The sequence below is a fragment of the Neobacillus sp. BP17 genome (genome assembly GCF_059579525.1).
Map to the genome: position 1 here is coordinate 4,230,083 of NZ_CM184198.1, position 14,802 is coordinate 4,244,884.

Consider the following 14,802-nt stretch of genomic DNA (forward strand, 5'->3'; position numbering starts at 1 on the left):
CTTACTAAAGATACAATAGATGCTGAAGCATTTATTTGTATTTATGTGTAAAGGTGGTCATTATGAATATTTTTAAACAACTTTATAAAAGTATCTATTCCCCAAAGGATATTGCCTTGTTTCGGTTTCAAGGAATTGGAAAGACAATTCTATATGTCTTTTTCTTAACTTTTATTTCGATTCTCCCCTCCGTTATTTATTTAAGCACAGCTGTTACCACTGGACTGGAAAGTGCAGATACAATTATCAATGATAAATTACCTGATTTTTCTATTGAAGATGGACATTTAACTGCGGATACCAAAGTTCCAATTACGATAAATAGAGATGACTTTACAATCATTCTCGACCCGACAGGTGCTGTTTCTGATACTGATGTCGAGGATGAAGGTAACGCTTTTGCATTATTGGAGGATCAATTTGTATTTGCAGCAGGGGGCAGGGTTGAAACATATCCCTATTCAATGTTAGAAGGATTAGCCATCACAAAGGGTGACTTCGTCAATTTTATTAACGGAATTAGCGGTATGAAATGGATCATCATCCCTGTTGGAGCATTATTCATTTACTTATTTGCAAGTGCCGGCAGTTTTATTGAAGTCACAGTATTGGCATTGATAGGATTGTTACTTAAAAATCTTTTTGGAAGAAATCTAAATTACCGGCAGTTGTGGAGAATGGCCGCTTACAGTGAAACATTGCCCACCCTGTTTTTCACCATCATGGCTGCGATCAAAACAACGGTTCCCAGCAGTTTTATGATAAATTGGTTTGTCGTAATCATTGTATTATCTTTAGCAATAAAGGAAATTTCGAAACCCAAAAAAGTAAACTAAAATTCGCCCATTGCGGGCGTTTTTTTATAAACTCGTTCTTTTTACCATTGGACAAGCATACCAATGTACAAACTGTCCTATTTGGAGGCTTGTCCGATGAAAAAATTATTTGGTTTCTTATTAGCCGTTTTAATTATATATGTCATCTATATTGACTTAACTGTTGGTACTCTCCCCTCTTCACTAACACAGCAGGTCGACGCTAAAGTCGAGGCACCCAAACTGCAGGTGAAATCAGACCTGCCTTCATTTGAAGCAAAAGTGGAACCCGGAGCAACCGTAATATCAATTGTCGAACATCAACTGGATAAACCACTTCCTGTCTCGATCACTGACTTAATTCAGGACTTCCGAAAACTAAACCCCGGGGAAACGCCAGAAAAAATTCGAATTGGGTCTACATATCATTTCCCTGATTACTCAAAATAAAGAGGATAATGCTTATTATTGTCAAAAATAGTGAAAGGCTGATAAAATAAAAGGCGGATTGTTTTTATATACCATATTCGAATCCCATTTTGAAGGAGCGAATTACACGTGAGTGAAATTATACATCGCACAAAGACCCGGCCAATTAAAGTAGGTAACTTAACAATTGGCGGGAGTAACGAATTATTTATCCAAAGTATGACTACAACAAAAACACATGATGTGGAAGCAACTGTTGCTGAAATAAAACGTCTTGAAGAAGCGGGCTGCCAGATCGTGCGGGTGGCTTGTCCTGATGAACGCGCGGCAAATGCTATATCTGAAATTAAGAAAAGAATTAACATACCACTTGTCGTTGACATTCATTTTGATTATAAATTGGCTCTGAAAGCTATTGAAGGCGGAGCAGATAAAATTAGAATCAATCCAGGAAATATTGGTAAACGTGAAAAGGTAGAAGCAGTTGTAAAGGCTGCAAAAGAACGTGGTATTCCAATCCGGATTGGTGTCAATGCAGGTTCGCTCGAGAAGAGAATATTAGAGAAATATGGTTATCCAACAGCCGATGGCATGGTTGAGAGTGCACTCCACCATATTAAAATTCTTGAGGATTTAGATTTTCATGACATTATTGTATCCATGAAAGCTTCTGATGTTAATCTTGCGATTGAAGCGTATGAAAAGGCATCTCGAGCATTCGATTATCCCCTCCATCTTGGGATTACGGAATCAGGCACTCTTTTTGCTGGCAGTATAAAAAGCGCCGCTGGTTTAGGTGCTATTTTACACAAAGGAATCGGGAACACACTTCGCGTTTCCTTAAGTGCAGATCCTGTTCAAGAAGTAAAGGTTGCCAGAGAACTGTTAAAAGTTTTTGGTCTTTCTTCTAACGCTGCCACATTGATTTCATGCCCGACTTGCGGCCGAATTGAAATTGATTTAATCAGTATTGCAAATGAAGTGGAAGAATACATTGAAAAAATTAAAGCACCGATTAAAGTAGCGGTATTAGGCTGTGCTGTTAACGGTCCTGGCGAGGCACGCGAAGCTGATATTGGAATCGCTGGTGCTCGTGGTGAAGGGTTACTATTCAGGAAGGGTGAGATTGTCCGCAAAGTTCCTGAAGCGCAATTAGTAGAGGAATTGAAAAAGGAAATCGATCAAATTGCCGAAGAGTACTTCCAAAAAAAAGCAGAAGAAGAAAAGGTCATTCAATAACATGAAGAAACCCGGTATAATCACCGGGTTTCTTTTTGCTCCTCTGCAGGTTTACATTAAAAGAACGGGAGAATAAAGATACCGATTACAATCGAAATTGCACCGATACCAATTGCCCAAGCACCTAAACCATTGGCTCCTCTTCTTCTGGCAACAAAGCCTAACACAATCCCTGCAGCACCAAAAAGTATTGGCATAACAAATAGTGATAAAATCGAAAGCACTAACGCAAGCGTCCCGATACCAGTACCACCAGCAGCTTTTTCCCTTACCCCATCGTGTTCCCTTCTGCGAACAAGGGGAGCAGGTGCAGCAATCTCTGCAGCTGTCTCTTCCCTATATTCAGAAGAATGTATCGGAACCGAAGCACCAATCCTTGGCGTAGACTCATCTTTTTTCAAAGTGTAGTGAGCCTTAATAGGTTCAGTAAATTCTGATGCGGTTTCCTCCCTAAATGAAGCAGGAGAATTGGGTATATCTTGACCAATTGTTGAGCTTTGAAGAGCCTCTTGCACTTTCGTGTCTCTTTCGTCTGCCATCCTAATCCCTCACTTTCAGTAATAGGAGCATTAATTATTGTTTGCTTTAGAATCAATTTTAGTATGTCAATGTTTGCCTAAAATAGTTTTTTATTTCTATTCTTAAAAAATTAATTGTAAATAGTTACTTTATTGAACCCAATACTTTGGTAAAATATAAAGAAATACGGAAAAGAAATAGGAAAGTGAGTCTACACATGAAAAAAAGATTTGGCATCGATATCGATGGAACTGTAACGTGCCCAAAATCATCCATCCTACCTGTTATTAATAAAGCATTTGGACTGAACATATCGTATGAGGACGTTACCCAATATGAATATACTCCATACGTAAATGTCTCTGAAAAGGTGTTTGCTGAATGGTTTACAGCAAACGAACCGGTTATTTACGCCAATTCCCCACTTGCGAATGGAGCAGAACATGTCCTTAAAAAATGGGAAAATCAGCATGAATTGTTTTTTATCAGTGCTCGTAGTTCTCATTTGCTTAATATTACCATTAAATGGTTTATTAATAATGGCTTAACCTTTGATCACATTGAACTAATTGGCTCACATGACAAAGTCGCATCCGTTAAGAAGCATCGCTTAGATATCTTTTTTGAGGATAAGCATGATAATGCGGTTATGATACATGAAGAGTGTAAGATCCCAGTCATTTTATTTGATACGCCGTATAACCAAGACCCTATTCCAAATGGGGTAATTCGTGTCAATAACTGGAATGAAGCAAAGAATTGGGTAGAACATTGGATGAAGGAAAGTCGCCCATTGGTACAAACGTTCTAAAAATACCTATAAAAAAACAGCTTGTGAATTCACAAGCTGTTTTTTAATGACACTCAGGACATAGACCGTAAATCTCAAATTTATGACCGGAAATATCGTATCCTTTTAAATTTTCACTTAGATCTTGCATTGGGCAGGTATCAATTTCTTTCGTTTTTCCACAAGTCAAACAAATGAAATGATGATGATGGTGCTGCCTTGAACAAGAAAAACGGAAGTGCTTTTCACCTGATAATTCAGTCATCTCTAGAATTCCCATATTAACAAATAAAGAGAGATTCCGATATATCGTATCAAAACTCAGACCAGGGTAATCATCTTTGAGGTGATCCAATACGTCCTTAGCCGTTAAATATTTATCACTTTCTGCAAATAATTGCAGCATATCTTCTCTTTTACCTGTTTGTTTAAATCCCTTTTCTTTTAAATATTGTATCGCTTCATCAACGTTCACCAGGCTGCCCCCCCTTATGAATTAATAATTTTTTGTAAAAGATGGAGATAATTAAGATGAGAACGGCAATCATTACGATTGTTCCTCCGGGAGCCAAATCTAGGTAGTAAGCTGTAAACAAGCCGCCTAGAACTGAAACTTCGCCAAACAAAACAGATAAGAAAATGGTTTGCTTAAATCCTCTCGCGATCCGAATGCTGGCAGCAACAGGTAATGTCATTAGTGATGACACCAACAAAATCCCAACAATTCTCATCGATGCCGCGATCACCAAGGCTACCATGACAATAAAAATGAAATGAATACTTTTTGCTGCAATACCGGAGGCTTTGGCATGTTCCTCATCAAAAGAAAGTAAAAACAGTTCTTTATATAATAAGATAATCACCAGAATCACTAAAATTCCAATTATAAACACGACCCATAAATCAGTTCTGCTAACGGCGGAGACACTGCCGAACAAATAACTGAATAAGTCAGTATTAAAGCCATTGGCAAGTGAGATAAATATGACACCTAAGCCAATCCCGCTCGAAAGGATAATTGGAATCGCAAGTTCTTGGTAGTGCTTATAAACACTTCTTAGTTTCTCAATGAATAGTGATCCTCCCACTGAAAAAACCATTCCTAAGTACAGTGGATTTAAACCCGCCATCATGGCCACATTTCTTTCTAGAAGCAAACTAGCTGCTATCCCGGCTAATGTTACATGGCTTAGGGCATCTGCTATTAATGATAATCTCCTGACAACAACAAACACTCCTAATAACGGGGCAATAATCCCGATCATCATCCCAGTTAAAAAGGCATTTTGTAAAAATTCATAATGGAAAATTCCTTGAATCATCTTATAACGCCTCCGTGCTCATGATGATGGGCTAGCAGGTGAACATCGTGCCCATAGGCTTTAGACATATCATCCGCTCGGAGTTGTTCAAATTCGTTTGTTTCTCCATGAAAATGCAAATGTTTATTTAAGCAGGCTACATGTGAAACTTTATCCGAAATTGTTCCAATATCATGTGTAACCAATAGAAGGGTAATTTCACGATTTTTATTTAATTCACCAAGCATTTGATAAAAATTACTTACATTCTCCGCATCTACGCCTACGGTGGGTTCATCAAGAATAAGGAGGCTCGGTTCACTAACTAAGGCTCGGGCAATAAAAACTCTTTGTTGTTGACCTCCAGAGAGTTCGCCAATATTTCTGTTACTGAACTTAGTCATCCCAACTGCATCCAAGGCTTCGCGAACTTTTTGAGCATGCTCCTTTTTAAAAAACTTAAACATTCCTAGCTTTTTCGTCAAACCACTCTCGACCACTTCCGATACAGTTGCCGGAAAACCAGTATTGAAGGAATTAGCCTTTTGAGAAACATAGCCAATTTTTTGCCAATCCTTAAATTTATTTATTTCCTGGCCAAATAAATAAATTTCCCCTTTTTGCGGCTTTAATAAACCTAAGATTAACTTCAAAAGTGTTGATTTACCAGAACCATTAGGCCCGACAATCGCCAAGAAAGAACCATGAGGAACAATAATATTGATATCCTCCAAAACCGCATCTTTTTCATAACGGTAAAAAAGTTTTTTTATTTCAATAATTGATTGCATAATCTGCACATCACCTTTTAATTATAAGAATCATTCCGATTTAACTCAAGTAGTATACAATAGGTCTGATTGATTGTAAAGCCAATGACACTAAAGTTAGTTAGTTGTTTCAAAAAATCTATAATCACACTCTGGGAACTTCATCATACATTAAGGTGAGGAGTGGTGAGTGTGACAATTTTTCAGAGCATCATCAATCATAAAATCAATACGATAACTGCTGAAGAACTGCTAAAATATGCAGAACAGTTTAATATCTCTGTGACTAGGCAGCAAGCTGCGAAAATTGCGGAATACTTAAGAGGGAAAAATGTTAATATTTTTGATGATTCACAAAGGGCTCAATTAGTAAAAGAAATTGCCAAAACTGCTGGTCCTACAACCGCGCGAGAAGTAAATAAATTATTTATGCAACTGGCCAAAAAGTAAAAAGCTGTGACTTCTCACAGCTTTTTCCCTTATGATTCCATGATTAAATTCAGCAAATTCTCATCAAACTTCTGCTCACGAAGCATATTGATTTCATATTTATAGGGTGCTTTTTTATTATTCTTATCTTCACCCACAAATGGAGTTTCTAAAATTTTAGGAACATCTGAAAGTTGTGGATGGTGGACGATATAATTAAGTGCCTTGAAGCCGATATGGCCAAAACCTATATTTTCATGTCTGTCCTTTCTCATCCCGACAGCATTCTTACTATCATTAATATGCAAGACCTTCAGTTTGTCCACGCCAATAATTTTATCAAAATCATTTAAAACTCCATCGAAATCCTCGACAATATTATAACCCGCATCATGGGTATGACAAGTATCAAAGCAAACGGATAGCTTATCACTATAGTTGACACCGTCCATAATCATGGCTATTTCCTCGAACGATTTACCACATTCAGAGCCCTTCCCTGCCATCGTTTCCAAGGCAATTTGCACTTGCTCTTTCCCTGTTAGAACTTCGTTTAATCCTTCGATAATTTTTTTAATGCCCGCTTCCGTTCCAGCACTAACATGTGCTCCTGGATGTAAGACAATTTGCTTTGCTCCGATTGCTTCGGTTCGTTCAATTTCTGATCGAAGAAACCTGACACCCAATTCAAATGTATCTGGGTTAGTTGTGTTTCCAATATTGATGATATATGGAGCATGGACAATAATTTCAGAAATACCGTTTTGCTCCATATGTCTGCGTCCAGCTTCAATATTAAGGTCCTCTATTTTTTTTCTTCTTGTATTTTGCGGTGCTCCCGTATAAACCATAAACGTGTTTGCACCATAGGAAACTGCTTCTTCACTTGCTGCAAGAAGCATGCCCTTTCCACTCATTGATACATGTGATCCTAATTTCAGCATGACTTTTCTCTCCCTGCTTCCATTATTTTTTTCTTTGTTCGATTCTTCGTTCTCGTTTTTTTATTTTATCCATTTCCCACTGCATTTTCTTTTTATAACCAGGCTTCACTTTGGTTGGTTTCTTTACCATTGATTTGGCTTTTTGATCGGCCTTATCCTCTTGTCTTACACGGGTCTTCCGCTTATTACGCTCATCAATTTTCACAAGTTCGTTATTTTTAAGATCAACGTAATTAAATTGTATCCCCATTTTCTCTAATCGATTTAACGCATCCTCATCTGATGCTTCATAGATTGTCAGTGCAATCCCAGAATATCCTGCACGAGCAGTTCGCCCGACGCGATGGATATAAAAATCTAAGTCTGTAGGAAGCTCATAATTGATGATATGGCTGATACCTTCAATATCAATTCCTCGTGAAGCAAGGTCCGTGGCAACTATATATTGGTACTCTAAATCCTGTATTTGTTTCATCATTTGTTTTCGTTCACGCGGGTTTAAATCACCATGAACTCGGCCAACCTTTAGTCCTTTTTCATTTAAAAAGTAAGCGACCTCTTCAGCCATTTTTTTAGTATTTGTAAACACAATCGCTAAATAGGGATTGTAAGCAACAAGTGCATCATGAACCAGCTGCTTCTTACTCCGATGTCTTGAAGGAAGGAGGTAGTGCTCTAGATTTTCTGCTGACCTTCTTTTCGGTTCAATTTGAATTGTTTTCGGATTTTCCATATACTTTTTAAGGAAAGGTTTTAATTTTTCAGGGATTGTTGCTGAGAAAACAAGCATTTGCAGATTTTCAGGCATTTTTCCAGCCACTCTGTCCAAATCCTCAATAAATCCCATGTCTAACATCATATCTGCCTCATCGACCACCAGTATTTCCGCAGTATGAACAAATAACGCCTTATCACTCATCAGGTCCTTGATTCTTCCAGGAGTCCCGACAACAATATGTGGTTGGACTTTTAATTTTTCAATCGTTCGCTGCTTGTCTGTTCCCCCAATGTAGCATCTAGTCATTATCGCTTGCTCTGGGTTGCAGTGTTCGGTTATTTTTAGAATTTGATGGTAAATTTGCGAGGCTAGTTCTCTGGTAGGTGCAGTTATGACAGCCTGTACTTCCGAGCGTTTCGGATCAATTTTTTCAAGAATAGGCAGGACAAAAGCGAGGGTTTTCCCCGTCCCTGTTTGAGATTGGCCAATTGCACTTTCTCCCTTTAAAGCAACCGGGATCATGCGCTCTTGAATTTCAGTCGGATTGGTAAAACCGAATCCTTTAATAGCTTCTATAATAAATGGTTGAAACGTAAAACGATCAAAACGATTTTCTTTCATATTGTTTCTCCTTATATTAAAACTTTGAATTAGTTTTTCTTATTTCAGCATGATTAACACTTTTTATTCCATCATGCAATTATAGTCAATATTCCTTCAAAACTCCAGTTATCTTTCGTTTTAATATCATTTTCTACCTTCTGCTAACTTTTAAACCACTAAATTTAGTCTTTGTCCTGTGCATAATACCTAAACCAAATTAGGATAAATGCATAATTTAAAGCATGAGGCAATTTGAAAGGAGGCTAAGATATGCAACCAAGATCTAGAATGCCAATGCAAGGGGGAATGGGACCTGGACCATTCGGGCGGAATAATCAGATGATGAATCCCGGATTTACCCCTTTTGGCAGCAGGAGCCCAATGATGGGGCCCTCATCCAACCAATTTGGAGGAGGATTCAACCCAATGATGGGGCAAATGATGGGAAGACCGAATCAGATGAATACACGGGGCGGTGGAATTCTTTCGAAATTATTTGGAAGAAGCAACCAAGCAGGCGGCTTTATGGGGATGCAATCAGCTGGCAAAGCGGCATCCGGAGGTGGAGGTCTGCTTCAATCGTTAAGTAGCCCCGGCGGCTTAACAAGCATGTTAAATAATACCCAGCAGGTACTTAAAACAGCCCAGTCCCTCGGTCCAATGGTCCAACAATATGGTCCAATGATTAAAAATCTCCCTGCCATGTGGAAAATTTATAAAGGATTTAAAAATGCCACAAAGGATACGGATGCGGCCTCAGACAAAAATAGCCAACAAACCGAAGCAGCCTCAGAAGAATCATCTTCTCATGACGTATCTGAAAATAAAAGTACCCAAAAAAAGGTCAAACGCAAGAACAATCAACAGCCAGTTTCTTCACGAAAAACTTCTTCCCAAAAGGGATCTTCCATTCCTAAAATGTATATTTAAATGAAGAATGCTGGCAACAGCATTCTTTTTTTCCTAAAACTGTTAAGGAAAAATGTATCTTTGTATTATATCTATTAGTTTTATATAATAAATACATAAAACTATGAATCAATGTCTTTTTTAGGGGGACTTTTAATATGCAAATCATCAAAATTTCACCACGAGGCTATTGCTACGGTGTTGTTGATGCAATGGTAATTGCACGTAATGCCGCTTTAGATAAAACATTGCCTCGCCCTATCTACATATTAGGGATGATTGTTCACAATAAACATGTTACTGATGCGTTCGAGGAAGAAGGGATTATTACCCTAGATGGAAAAAATCGCAAGGATATTCTCGATAAAGTAGACACAGGAACCGTAATATTTACGGCCCATGGAATATCGCCGGAAGTAAGAGAGTTAGCTAAAAAGAAAGGACTAGTAACGATAGACGCTACCTGTCCAGATGTAACTAGAACCCATGATCTAATTGAAGAAAAAACAAAACAAGGATATCAAGTCATCTATATAGGAAAAAAAGGCCATCCTGAGCCTGAGGGCGCCGTTGGGGTCGCACCTGAAATGGTACATTTGGTTGAAACTCCACAAGATGTAGAGCTCTTAACAATTGAGAGTAACAAATTGTTAGTTACTAATCAGACAACAATGAGTCAATGGGATGTATCCGATACGATGAAAAAAGTTCAGGAAAAATATCCACATGTTGAAGTCTATAATGAAATTTGCCATGCAACACAAATTCGCCAAGAAGCAGTTGCTGAACAAGCAACAGAAGCAGATGTAACGATTGTTGTCGGTGATCCGAAGAGTAATAATTCCAATCGCCTTGCACAAGTTTCAGAAGAAATCGCCGGAACAAAAGCGTATCGAATTGCTGATATAACCGAGTTAGAAATTGATTGGATTAAAAACGCGAAAAACGTTGCCGTCACATCAGGAGCTTCCACTCCGACACCAATAACAAAAGAAGTTATTACATTCCTGGAGCAATTTGATCCAAATAATGAAGTTACATGGGACCGCCGCAAAAAAGTTCAGCTGAGCAGAATTCTCCCAAAGGTAAAAAAATTATAAACCTAAAAATAATCGAAAGAACCGAGTCTACATGACCGGTTCTTTTCTTTTATATAAATTGGAATGGATCGGTATTTTCAGCAGAAGGAAAAATCTCCACTTCAAAACCTGTATCATGGCACATCTTCTGTAGAACTGTTGTTAACCCTTTTTTCATTACTTTTTCAACATTATGACCTGGATCAATCATATTCAAGCCTTGCATCATTGCATCATGTGCGGTGTGATAATAAATATCCCCCGTAACATATACATCTGCCCCTTGAAACTTGGCATTCATAAAGTATTTATTCCCATCTCCACCTAACACAGCTACCTTTTTAACTTTTGAAGACAAATCCCCAACCACTCGGACATGAGAAACTTCTAATGCCTTTTTAACTTTTTCCGCAAATTCTTCTAATGTCATTTCTGGAACTTTTCCGATACGTCCAAGACCGAGTACTTCTCCTTTGTTTTCAAGTGGATAGACATCATAGGCCACTTCTTCATATGGATGGGCTTTGATCATGGCCGTTATTGTCTTTTTAAGAATAGGTTCTGGGACAATCGTCTCAATCCTCACTTCATCTACTTCTTCTAAACGGCCTGTTTCACCAAGAAATGGAGTCGTATTTTCTCCTGGTAAGAATCGTCCCGTACCACTTCCGGAAAATGAACAATGGCTGTAGTTCCCAATAAATCCTGCACCTGCATTTCCAAGAACCTTCCTGAGATCCTCTGCATGACTGACTGGAACAAAAACAACTAATTTCTTAAGATTAGTTTCGAATGTAGGTACTAGAACCTCTGTACTTTCCAGCTCTAGTGCTGCTGCAAGCAGATCATTTACCCCGCCTGTTGCTATGTCAAGATTCGTATGCGCTGCGTAAACAGCAATATCGTGTTTCAATAATTTTTCAATGATTTTCCCCTGAACGGATTCCGTTAATAAATTCTTAAGGGGACGATAAATAATCGGATGATGAGCGATAATGAGTTGGACATCTTTTGCAATCGCCTCATCGATAACATTTTCAAGGACATCGAGTGCAATCATGATTCGCTCTACTTTTTTATTTAAACGACCGACTTGTAATCCAATCTTATCGCCCTCCATCGCCAATCCTTTTGGTGAAAACTGTTCAATCAATTGAATGACTTCATGGCCATTAGGAATTTTCATCCATTAAAACCTCCTGTACAAGCTTAATTTTGCCAATGATTTCTTGCTTTTTATCTTCCGTTTCAGGAGATTGTGCTGCATATTCTAGTGCCTTATATATACGTTTCCAGTTATTCAGTTCTGCCGTCCATTTTTTCTTAAAAGTCTCATCCAGTTCTTCAACAAGGAAAGGTCCAACTAATAGCCCTAAATCTTGATTTTTATTATACGGCTTATACGGGTCGCCCTTTTCTCCGATTAATATCTCGTATATTTTCCCATCTTCTTCAAGTATTTCTTCCGCAATAAGCTCCCAATGATTTTCTATAAACCATTGCCTAATGGAAATAGCATTAATATTGGGCTGTAAGACAAGGCGCTTGACTGAGGTTAACTTTTCTTTACCATTCTCTAAAATACTCGCAATTAAAGCCCCGCCCATTCCAGCGATAGTAATACAATCGACTTCTCCATCTTCAATAACCTCTAGACCATCACCCATTCGCACCGAAATGATATCCGTCAATCCTTCTGCTAATACATTTCTTTCAGCTAATTGAAATGGACCTACTGCAACTTCACCTGCAATTCCAAATGATATCCCTTTGTTTTTCGCTAGGAAACAAGGTAAATATGCATGGTCTGAGCCAATATCTGCAACCCTCGCCCCACTTGGAACATATTTAGCAACCGCTGCCAGCCTAGCTGACAATTTATCTGTATTCAATCATACCACCACTTTAATAAAAATTATTAAATCCAAAACATTGAACTTTTAGAATTGTCCAGCTCCAGTGCCTAGGGGCTCGGGGTCGTAAGCCAATCCGTCAAGAAGGTTAAAGAACAACCTTCTCGCCGGCTCGTCTTATGCCCGTCGCCCCTGATCAAGGCACTTCCGCTTTTCGTTATAGTATAAAAAAAGTCCTTTACAGATGCAAAGGACCTTTTCTAAAAGATACGAAAGTTAAACACTGAACTTAGATTACTGTCCAGCTCCAGTGCCCAACTGCTAGTGGACTTCGCTCTTCTCCCTACGATAAGTCAACATCGAATCACTATTGCTCTTCGTGTTTCCTTTATCTCAGTCGAAGCGCTCCAGTCCATACGCAGTTAAACGGGCACTTCCGCTTTTCTAATTATTTAATTGTTGCTAACCAGTCTGCCATTGCAGCTGCTTGTTCTTCTGGAACAAGTCCTGCTGGCATACCTGTACCCTTACCTTTTGTTACAAAGGTCATAATTTCTTCTTTAGAATACTTGCTGCCTACACCTTTAAGTGATGGTCCTACAACCCCTTGGTACTGATCGCCATGACAGCCAATACAAGATTGCTTGTAAATGTCCTCAGGCTTTGATGCGGCAACCTCAGTTTTCTCAGTGCCTTCTCCTTTATCCTTCGCAATTTCTTTACTATCACCAAGACCTTTGAAAGACAAAATTAGCATCAGCACAATTCCAAAAGCCATGATAAGAACGTAAGGAATAACCGGATTTCGCTTCATGATATTACCTCCCTTATGTACGAACGTCAGTAAATATGAAAATAGTCTGCAAACAACTACTATTTTACTCGAAAAAGAACAGAAGGAAAAGCCCTAAACTTATTTTATCACTATAATCTTCATAAAAAAAAGAAAACAGGCTAAATTTGTAAAATTTTCTAATTTAGCCTGTTCTATATTTCACTCTTTTATCTTATTAACATCCAATTAACCTTGAAATGACCATTCTTTGGACCTCTGAAGTACCTTCGCCAATTTCAAGCAGCTTTGCATCTCTCATCATTCGCTCCACATGATATTCTTTCATATAACCATAACCGCCATGAATTTGAACAGCTTGGTCAGTCACTTCCATGCAAATTTCTGATGCATAGAGTTTACACATTGCTGACTCCTTTGAAAATGGTCTTCCTTGATCCTTTAACCAGGCTGCCTTATACACCATATTCCGGGCCAATTCGATCTTCATGGCCATATCAGCAAGCTTAAACTGTATAGCTTGGAAAGAGGAAATAGACTTCCCAAACTGTCTCCTTTCCTTTGCATAGGCTAAAGCTTTTTCATAAGCCCCCTGAGCAATTCCTACAGCCATCGCACCAATTCCTATACGACCACCGTCTAACGTTATTAAAAACTGTTTAAAGCCCTCTCCACGCTTGCCTAAAAGGTTCTCAACAGGCACTCGTACATCCTCTAACACTAATTCGGTTGTATTTGATGAATGCAGGCCCATTTTCTCATAGTTATCAATAATAGAGAATCCATCTGTACTAGTTGGAACAATAATTGCACTTATTTCTTTTTTTCCGTCCTTTTCTCCTGTAATGGCCGTTAACGAAAGGTGCTTGGCATAACTAGCATTTGTAATAAAACATTTATTTCCGTTTATGACAAACATACCGTCTTCTTCACGTGCAGATGTTCTAGTCCCGCCAGCATCAGATCCAGCGTTAGGCTCTGTAAGCCCAAACGCACCAAATGATTCCCCAGTACAAATCGGAGTTAGATATTTTAACTTTTGCTCCTTGGTGCCAAATAAATTTAGTGGTGCCCCTCCTAAAGAAATATGAGCAGAATAGGTAATCCCTGTCGAGCCGCATGCTCGGCTTAGCTCTTCGGTTACAATCGCAAAGCTGACTGTATCTGCTCCTCCCCCGCCGAATTCCTCAGGAAAAGGCAGTCCCATAATGCCCATTTCAGCTAATTTTTTAAATATTTCTACTGGAAATTGTTTATTTCGGTCTCGCTCAATCGCACTTGGTGCGACTTCCTCTTCCGCAAATTGACGCATTGTTCTCTTTATCATTTCCTGCTCAGAAGTTAAGTCAAAATTCATGTTCATCCCCCTTATCAAAAACCAAATGAATGCGCTTTCTTTACTATTATAAGAGGAATTATCTTTATTTCACAATACTTAAAAATTTTTAAAAATATTCTATTATATGGATATAACAAAAATTCAATCAATGATAACGGATAACTAAAATATTTCACTATCCTGTTAATGGAAAACAAATTCTATCTCTTTTTTACAAAAGTAAAAGATAAAAAACCATGTCAGGAAATTCTCATGTCTATTTGCAAAATGAG

The 14,802-nt window shown here is 38.4% G+C and carries 17 protein-coding genes; 7 read left to right on the plus strand and 10 right to left on the minus strand.

Annotated elements, in window-relative coordinates; genetic code table 11:
* The first annotated feature begins 62 nt into the window (after nt 1–62).
* From AC4QJR_RS20690 to ispG, 3 genes are all read left to right on the plus strand, one after another.
* A complete protein-coding gene (locus AC4QJR_RS20690) occupies nt 63–836 on the plus strand; it encodes a DUF1189 domain-containing protein (protein ID WP_496524037.1) in 774 nt (257 codons plus the stop codon).
* A gap of 96 nt (nt 837–932) precedes the next feature.
* Nucleotides 933–1,265 carry a protein YqfZ gene (gene yqfZ, locus AC4QJR_RS20695; protein ID WP_496524038.1) on the plus strand — a complete coding sequence of 111 codons (333 nt, stop codon included), beginning with the start codon at nt 933–935 and terminating at the stop codon, nt 1,263–1,265.
* Nucleotides 1,266–1,382: 117 nt separating this feature from the next.
* On the plus strand, nt 1,383–2,483 hold the full coding sequence (ispG, locus tag AC4QJR_RS20700) for a flavodoxin-dependent (E)-4-hydroxy-3-methylbut-2-enyl-diphosphate synthase (protein WP_180230196.1): 1,101 nt from the start codon (nt 1,383–1,385) through the stop codon (nt 2,481–2,483).
* Nucleotides 2,484–2,539: 56 nt separating this feature from the next.
* Here ispG and AC4QJR_RS20705 read toward each other — a convergent pair whose 3' ends face one another.
* A complete protein-coding gene (locus tag AC4QJR_RS20705; protein ID WP_496524039.1) occupies nt 2,540–3,022 on the minus strand; it encodes a hypothetical protein in 483 nt (160 codons plus the stop codon).
* Between the two features lie 197 nt (nt 3,023–3,219).
* Here AC4QJR_RS20705 and AC4QJR_RS20710 point away from each other — a divergent pair, with 197 nt between their 5' ends.
* The gene (locus AC4QJR_RS20710) at nt 3,220–3,813 is read left to right on the plus strand and encodes a 5' nucleotidase, NT5C type (RefSeq protein WP_496524040.1); all 594 of its coding nucleotides are present in this window, start codon (nt 3,220–3,222) and stop codon (nt 3,811–3,813) included.
* A gap of 43 nt (nt 3,814–3,856) precedes the next feature.
* On the opposite strand, the gene zur is transcribed toward AC4QJR_RS20710, so the two are convergent.
* The 3 genes from zur to AC4QJR_RS20725 are packed head-to-tail and all read right to left on the minus strand — an operon-like array spanning nt 3,857 to nt 5,884.
* On the minus strand, nt 3,857–4,267 hold the full coding sequence (zur, locus tag AC4QJR_RS20715) for a zinc uptake transcriptional repressor Zur (RefSeq protein WP_251457313.1): 411 nt from the start codon (nt 4,265–4,267) through the stop codon (nt 3,857–3,859).
* Nucleotides 4,257–5,114 carry a metal ABC transporter permease gene (locus tag AC4QJR_RS20720; protein WP_098575521.1) on the minus strand — a complete coding sequence of 286 codons (858 nt, stop codon included), beginning with the start codon at nt 5,112–5,114 and terminating at the stop codon, nt 4,257–4,259. Before AC4QJR_RS20720 ends, zur begins: the two co-directional genes overlap by 11 nt.
* Nucleotides 5,111–5,884, minus strand: coding sequence for a metal ABC transporter ATP-binding protein (locus AC4QJR_RS20725; RefSeq protein WP_496524041.1), 774 nt, complete (start codon nt 5,882–5,884; stop codon nt 5,111–5,113). Before AC4QJR_RS20725 ends, AC4QJR_RS20720 begins: the two co-directional genes overlap by 4 nt.
* A gap of 171 nt (nt 5,885–6,055) precedes the next feature.
* Here AC4QJR_RS20725 and AC4QJR_RS20730 point away from each other — a divergent pair, with 171 nt between their 5' ends.
* A complete protein-coding gene (locus AC4QJR_RS20730; protein ID WP_098575523.1) occupies nt 6,056–6,313 on the plus strand; it encodes a DUF2624 domain-containing protein in 258 nt (85 codons plus the stop codon).
* A 29-nt stretch (nt 6,314–6,342) separates the two neighbouring features.
* On the opposite strand, the gene AC4QJR_RS20735 is transcribed toward AC4QJR_RS20730, so the two are convergent.
* Together AC4QJR_RS20735 and AC4QJR_RS20740 are read right to left on the minus strand one after the other, a co-directional pair.
* Nucleotides 6,343–7,236, minus strand: coding sequence for a deoxyribonuclease IV (locus AC4QJR_RS20735; protein WP_098575524.1), 894 nt, complete (start codon nt 7,234–7,236; stop codon nt 6,343–6,345).
* 22 nt (nt 7,237–7,258) lie between these two features.
* Nucleotides 7,259–8,575, minus strand: a complete 1,317-nt coding sequence (locus AC4QJR_RS20740; RefSeq protein WP_098575525.1) for a DEAD/DEAH box helicase — start codon at nt 8,573–8,575, stop codon at nt 7,259–7,261.
* 252 nt (nt 8,576–8,827) lie between these two features.
* On the opposite strand from AC4QJR_RS20740, the gene vrrA reads away from it, so the two are divergent.
* Together vrrA and AC4QJR_RS20750 are read left to right on the plus strand one after the other, a co-directional pair.
* Entirely contained in the window at nt 8,828–9,487 is a 660-nt protein-coding gene (gene vrrA / locus AC4QJR_RS20745) for a VrrA/YqfQ family protein (RefSeq protein ID WP_098575526.1), read from the plus strand.
* A 137-nt stretch (nt 9,488–9,624) separates the two neighbouring features.
* Nucleotides 9,625–10,566: a 4-hydroxy-3-methylbut-2-enyl diphosphate reductase gene (locus AC4QJR_RS20750; protein ID WP_496524042.1), complete on the plus strand. Its 942-nt coding sequence runs from the start codon at nt 9,625–9,627 to the stop codon at nt 10,564–10,566.
* Between the two features lie 49 nt (nt 10,567–10,615).
* Here the strand turns inward: AC4QJR_RS20750 and AC4QJR_RS20755 are convergent, their stop codons facing one another.
* The 4 genes from AC4QJR_RS20755 to AC4QJR_RS20770 all read right to left on the minus strand — a co-directional run bounded on the left by AC4QJR_RS20755 (nt 10,616) and on the right by AC4QJR_RS20770 (nt 14,548).
* Complete coding sequence (locus AC4QJR_RS20755) at nt 10,616–11,731, minus strand: Nif3-like dinuclear metal center hexameric protein (protein ID WP_496524043.1); 1,116 nt, start codon at nt 11,729–11,731, stop codon at nt 10,616–10,618.
* Nucleotides 11,718–12,437: a tRNA (adenine(22)-N(1))-methyltransferase gene (locus tag AC4QJR_RS20760; RefSeq protein WP_496524044.1), complete on the minus strand. Its 720-nt coding sequence runs from the start codon at nt 12,435–12,437 to the stop codon at nt 11,718–11,720. The genes AC4QJR_RS20755 and AC4QJR_RS20760 overlap by 14 nt, the downstream gene beginning before the upstream one ends.
* Nucleotides 12,438–12,846: 409 nt before the next feature.
* A complete protein-coding gene (gene cccA / locus AC4QJR_RS20765; protein WP_098575530.1) occupies nt 12,847–13,212 on the minus strand; it encodes a cytochrome c550 in 366 nt (121 codons plus the stop codon).
* Between the two features lie 196 nt (nt 13,213–13,408).
* Nucleotides 13,409–14,548 carry an acyl-CoA dehydrogenase family protein gene (locus tag AC4QJR_RS20770; protein WP_375375620.1) on the minus strand — a complete coding sequence of 380 codons (1,140 nt, stop codon included), beginning with the start codon at nt 14,546–14,548 and terminating at the stop codon, nt 13,409–13,411.
* Nucleotides 14,549–14,802: the final 254 nt, after the last annotated feature.

What these genes read in the sequence shown, in the direction of transcription:
- AC4QJR_RS20690 (WP_496524037.1), top strand. Translation starts at nt 63, where the DNA reads ATGAATATTTTTAAACAACTTTATAAAAGTATCTATTCCCCAAAGGAT.
- yqfZ (WP_496524038.1), top strand. Translation starts at nt 933, where the DNA reads ATGAAAAAATTATTTGGTTTCTTATTAGCCGTTTTAATTATATATGTC.
- AC4QJR_RS20705 (WP_496524039.1), bottom strand. Translation starts at nt 3,022, where the DNA reads ATGGCAGACGAAAGAGACACGAAAGTGCAAGAGGCTCTTCAAAGCTCA.
- AC4QJR_RS20710 (WP_496524040.1), top strand. Translation starts at nt 3,220, where the DNA reads ATGAAAAAAAGATTTGGCATCGATATCGATGGAACTGTAACGTGCCCA.
- AC4QJR_RS20720 (WP_098575521.1), bottom strand. Translation starts at nt 5,114, where the DNA reads ATGATTCAAGGAATTTTCCATTATGAATTTTTACAAAATGCCTTTTTA.
- AC4QJR_RS20725 (WP_496524041.1), bottom strand. Translation starts at nt 5,884, where the DNA reads ATGCAATCAATTATTGAAATAAAAAAACTTTTTTACCGTTATGAAAAA.
- AC4QJR_RS20735 (WP_098575524.1), bottom strand. Translation starts at nt 7,236, where the DNA reads ATGCTGAAATTAGGATCACATGTATCAATGAGTGGAAAGGGCATGCTT.
- AC4QJR_RS20740 (WP_098575525.1), bottom strand. Translation starts at nt 8,575, where the DNA reads ATGAAAGAAAATCGTTTTGATCGTTTTACGTTTCAACCATTTATTATA.
- vrrA (WP_098575526.1), top strand. Translation starts at nt 8,828, where the DNA reads ATGCAACCAAGATCTAGAATGCCAATGCAAGGGGGAATGGGACCTGGA.
- AC4QJR_RS20750 (WP_496524042.1), top strand. Translation starts at nt 9,625, where the DNA reads ATGCAAATCATCAAAATTTCACCACGAGGCTATTGCTACGGTGTTGTT.
- AC4QJR_RS20755 (WP_496524043.1), bottom strand. Translation starts at nt 11,731, where the DNA reads ATGAAAATTCCTAATGGCCATGAAGTCATTCAATTGATTGAACAGTTT.
- cccA (WP_098575530.1), bottom strand. Translation starts at nt 13,212, where the DNA reads ATGAAGCGAAATCCGGTTATTCCTTACGTTCTTATCATGGCTTTTGGA.
- AC4QJR_RS20770 (WP_375375620.1), bottom strand. Translation starts at nt 14,548, where the DNA reads ATGAATTTTGACTTAACTTCTGAGCAGGAAATGATAAAGAGAACAATG.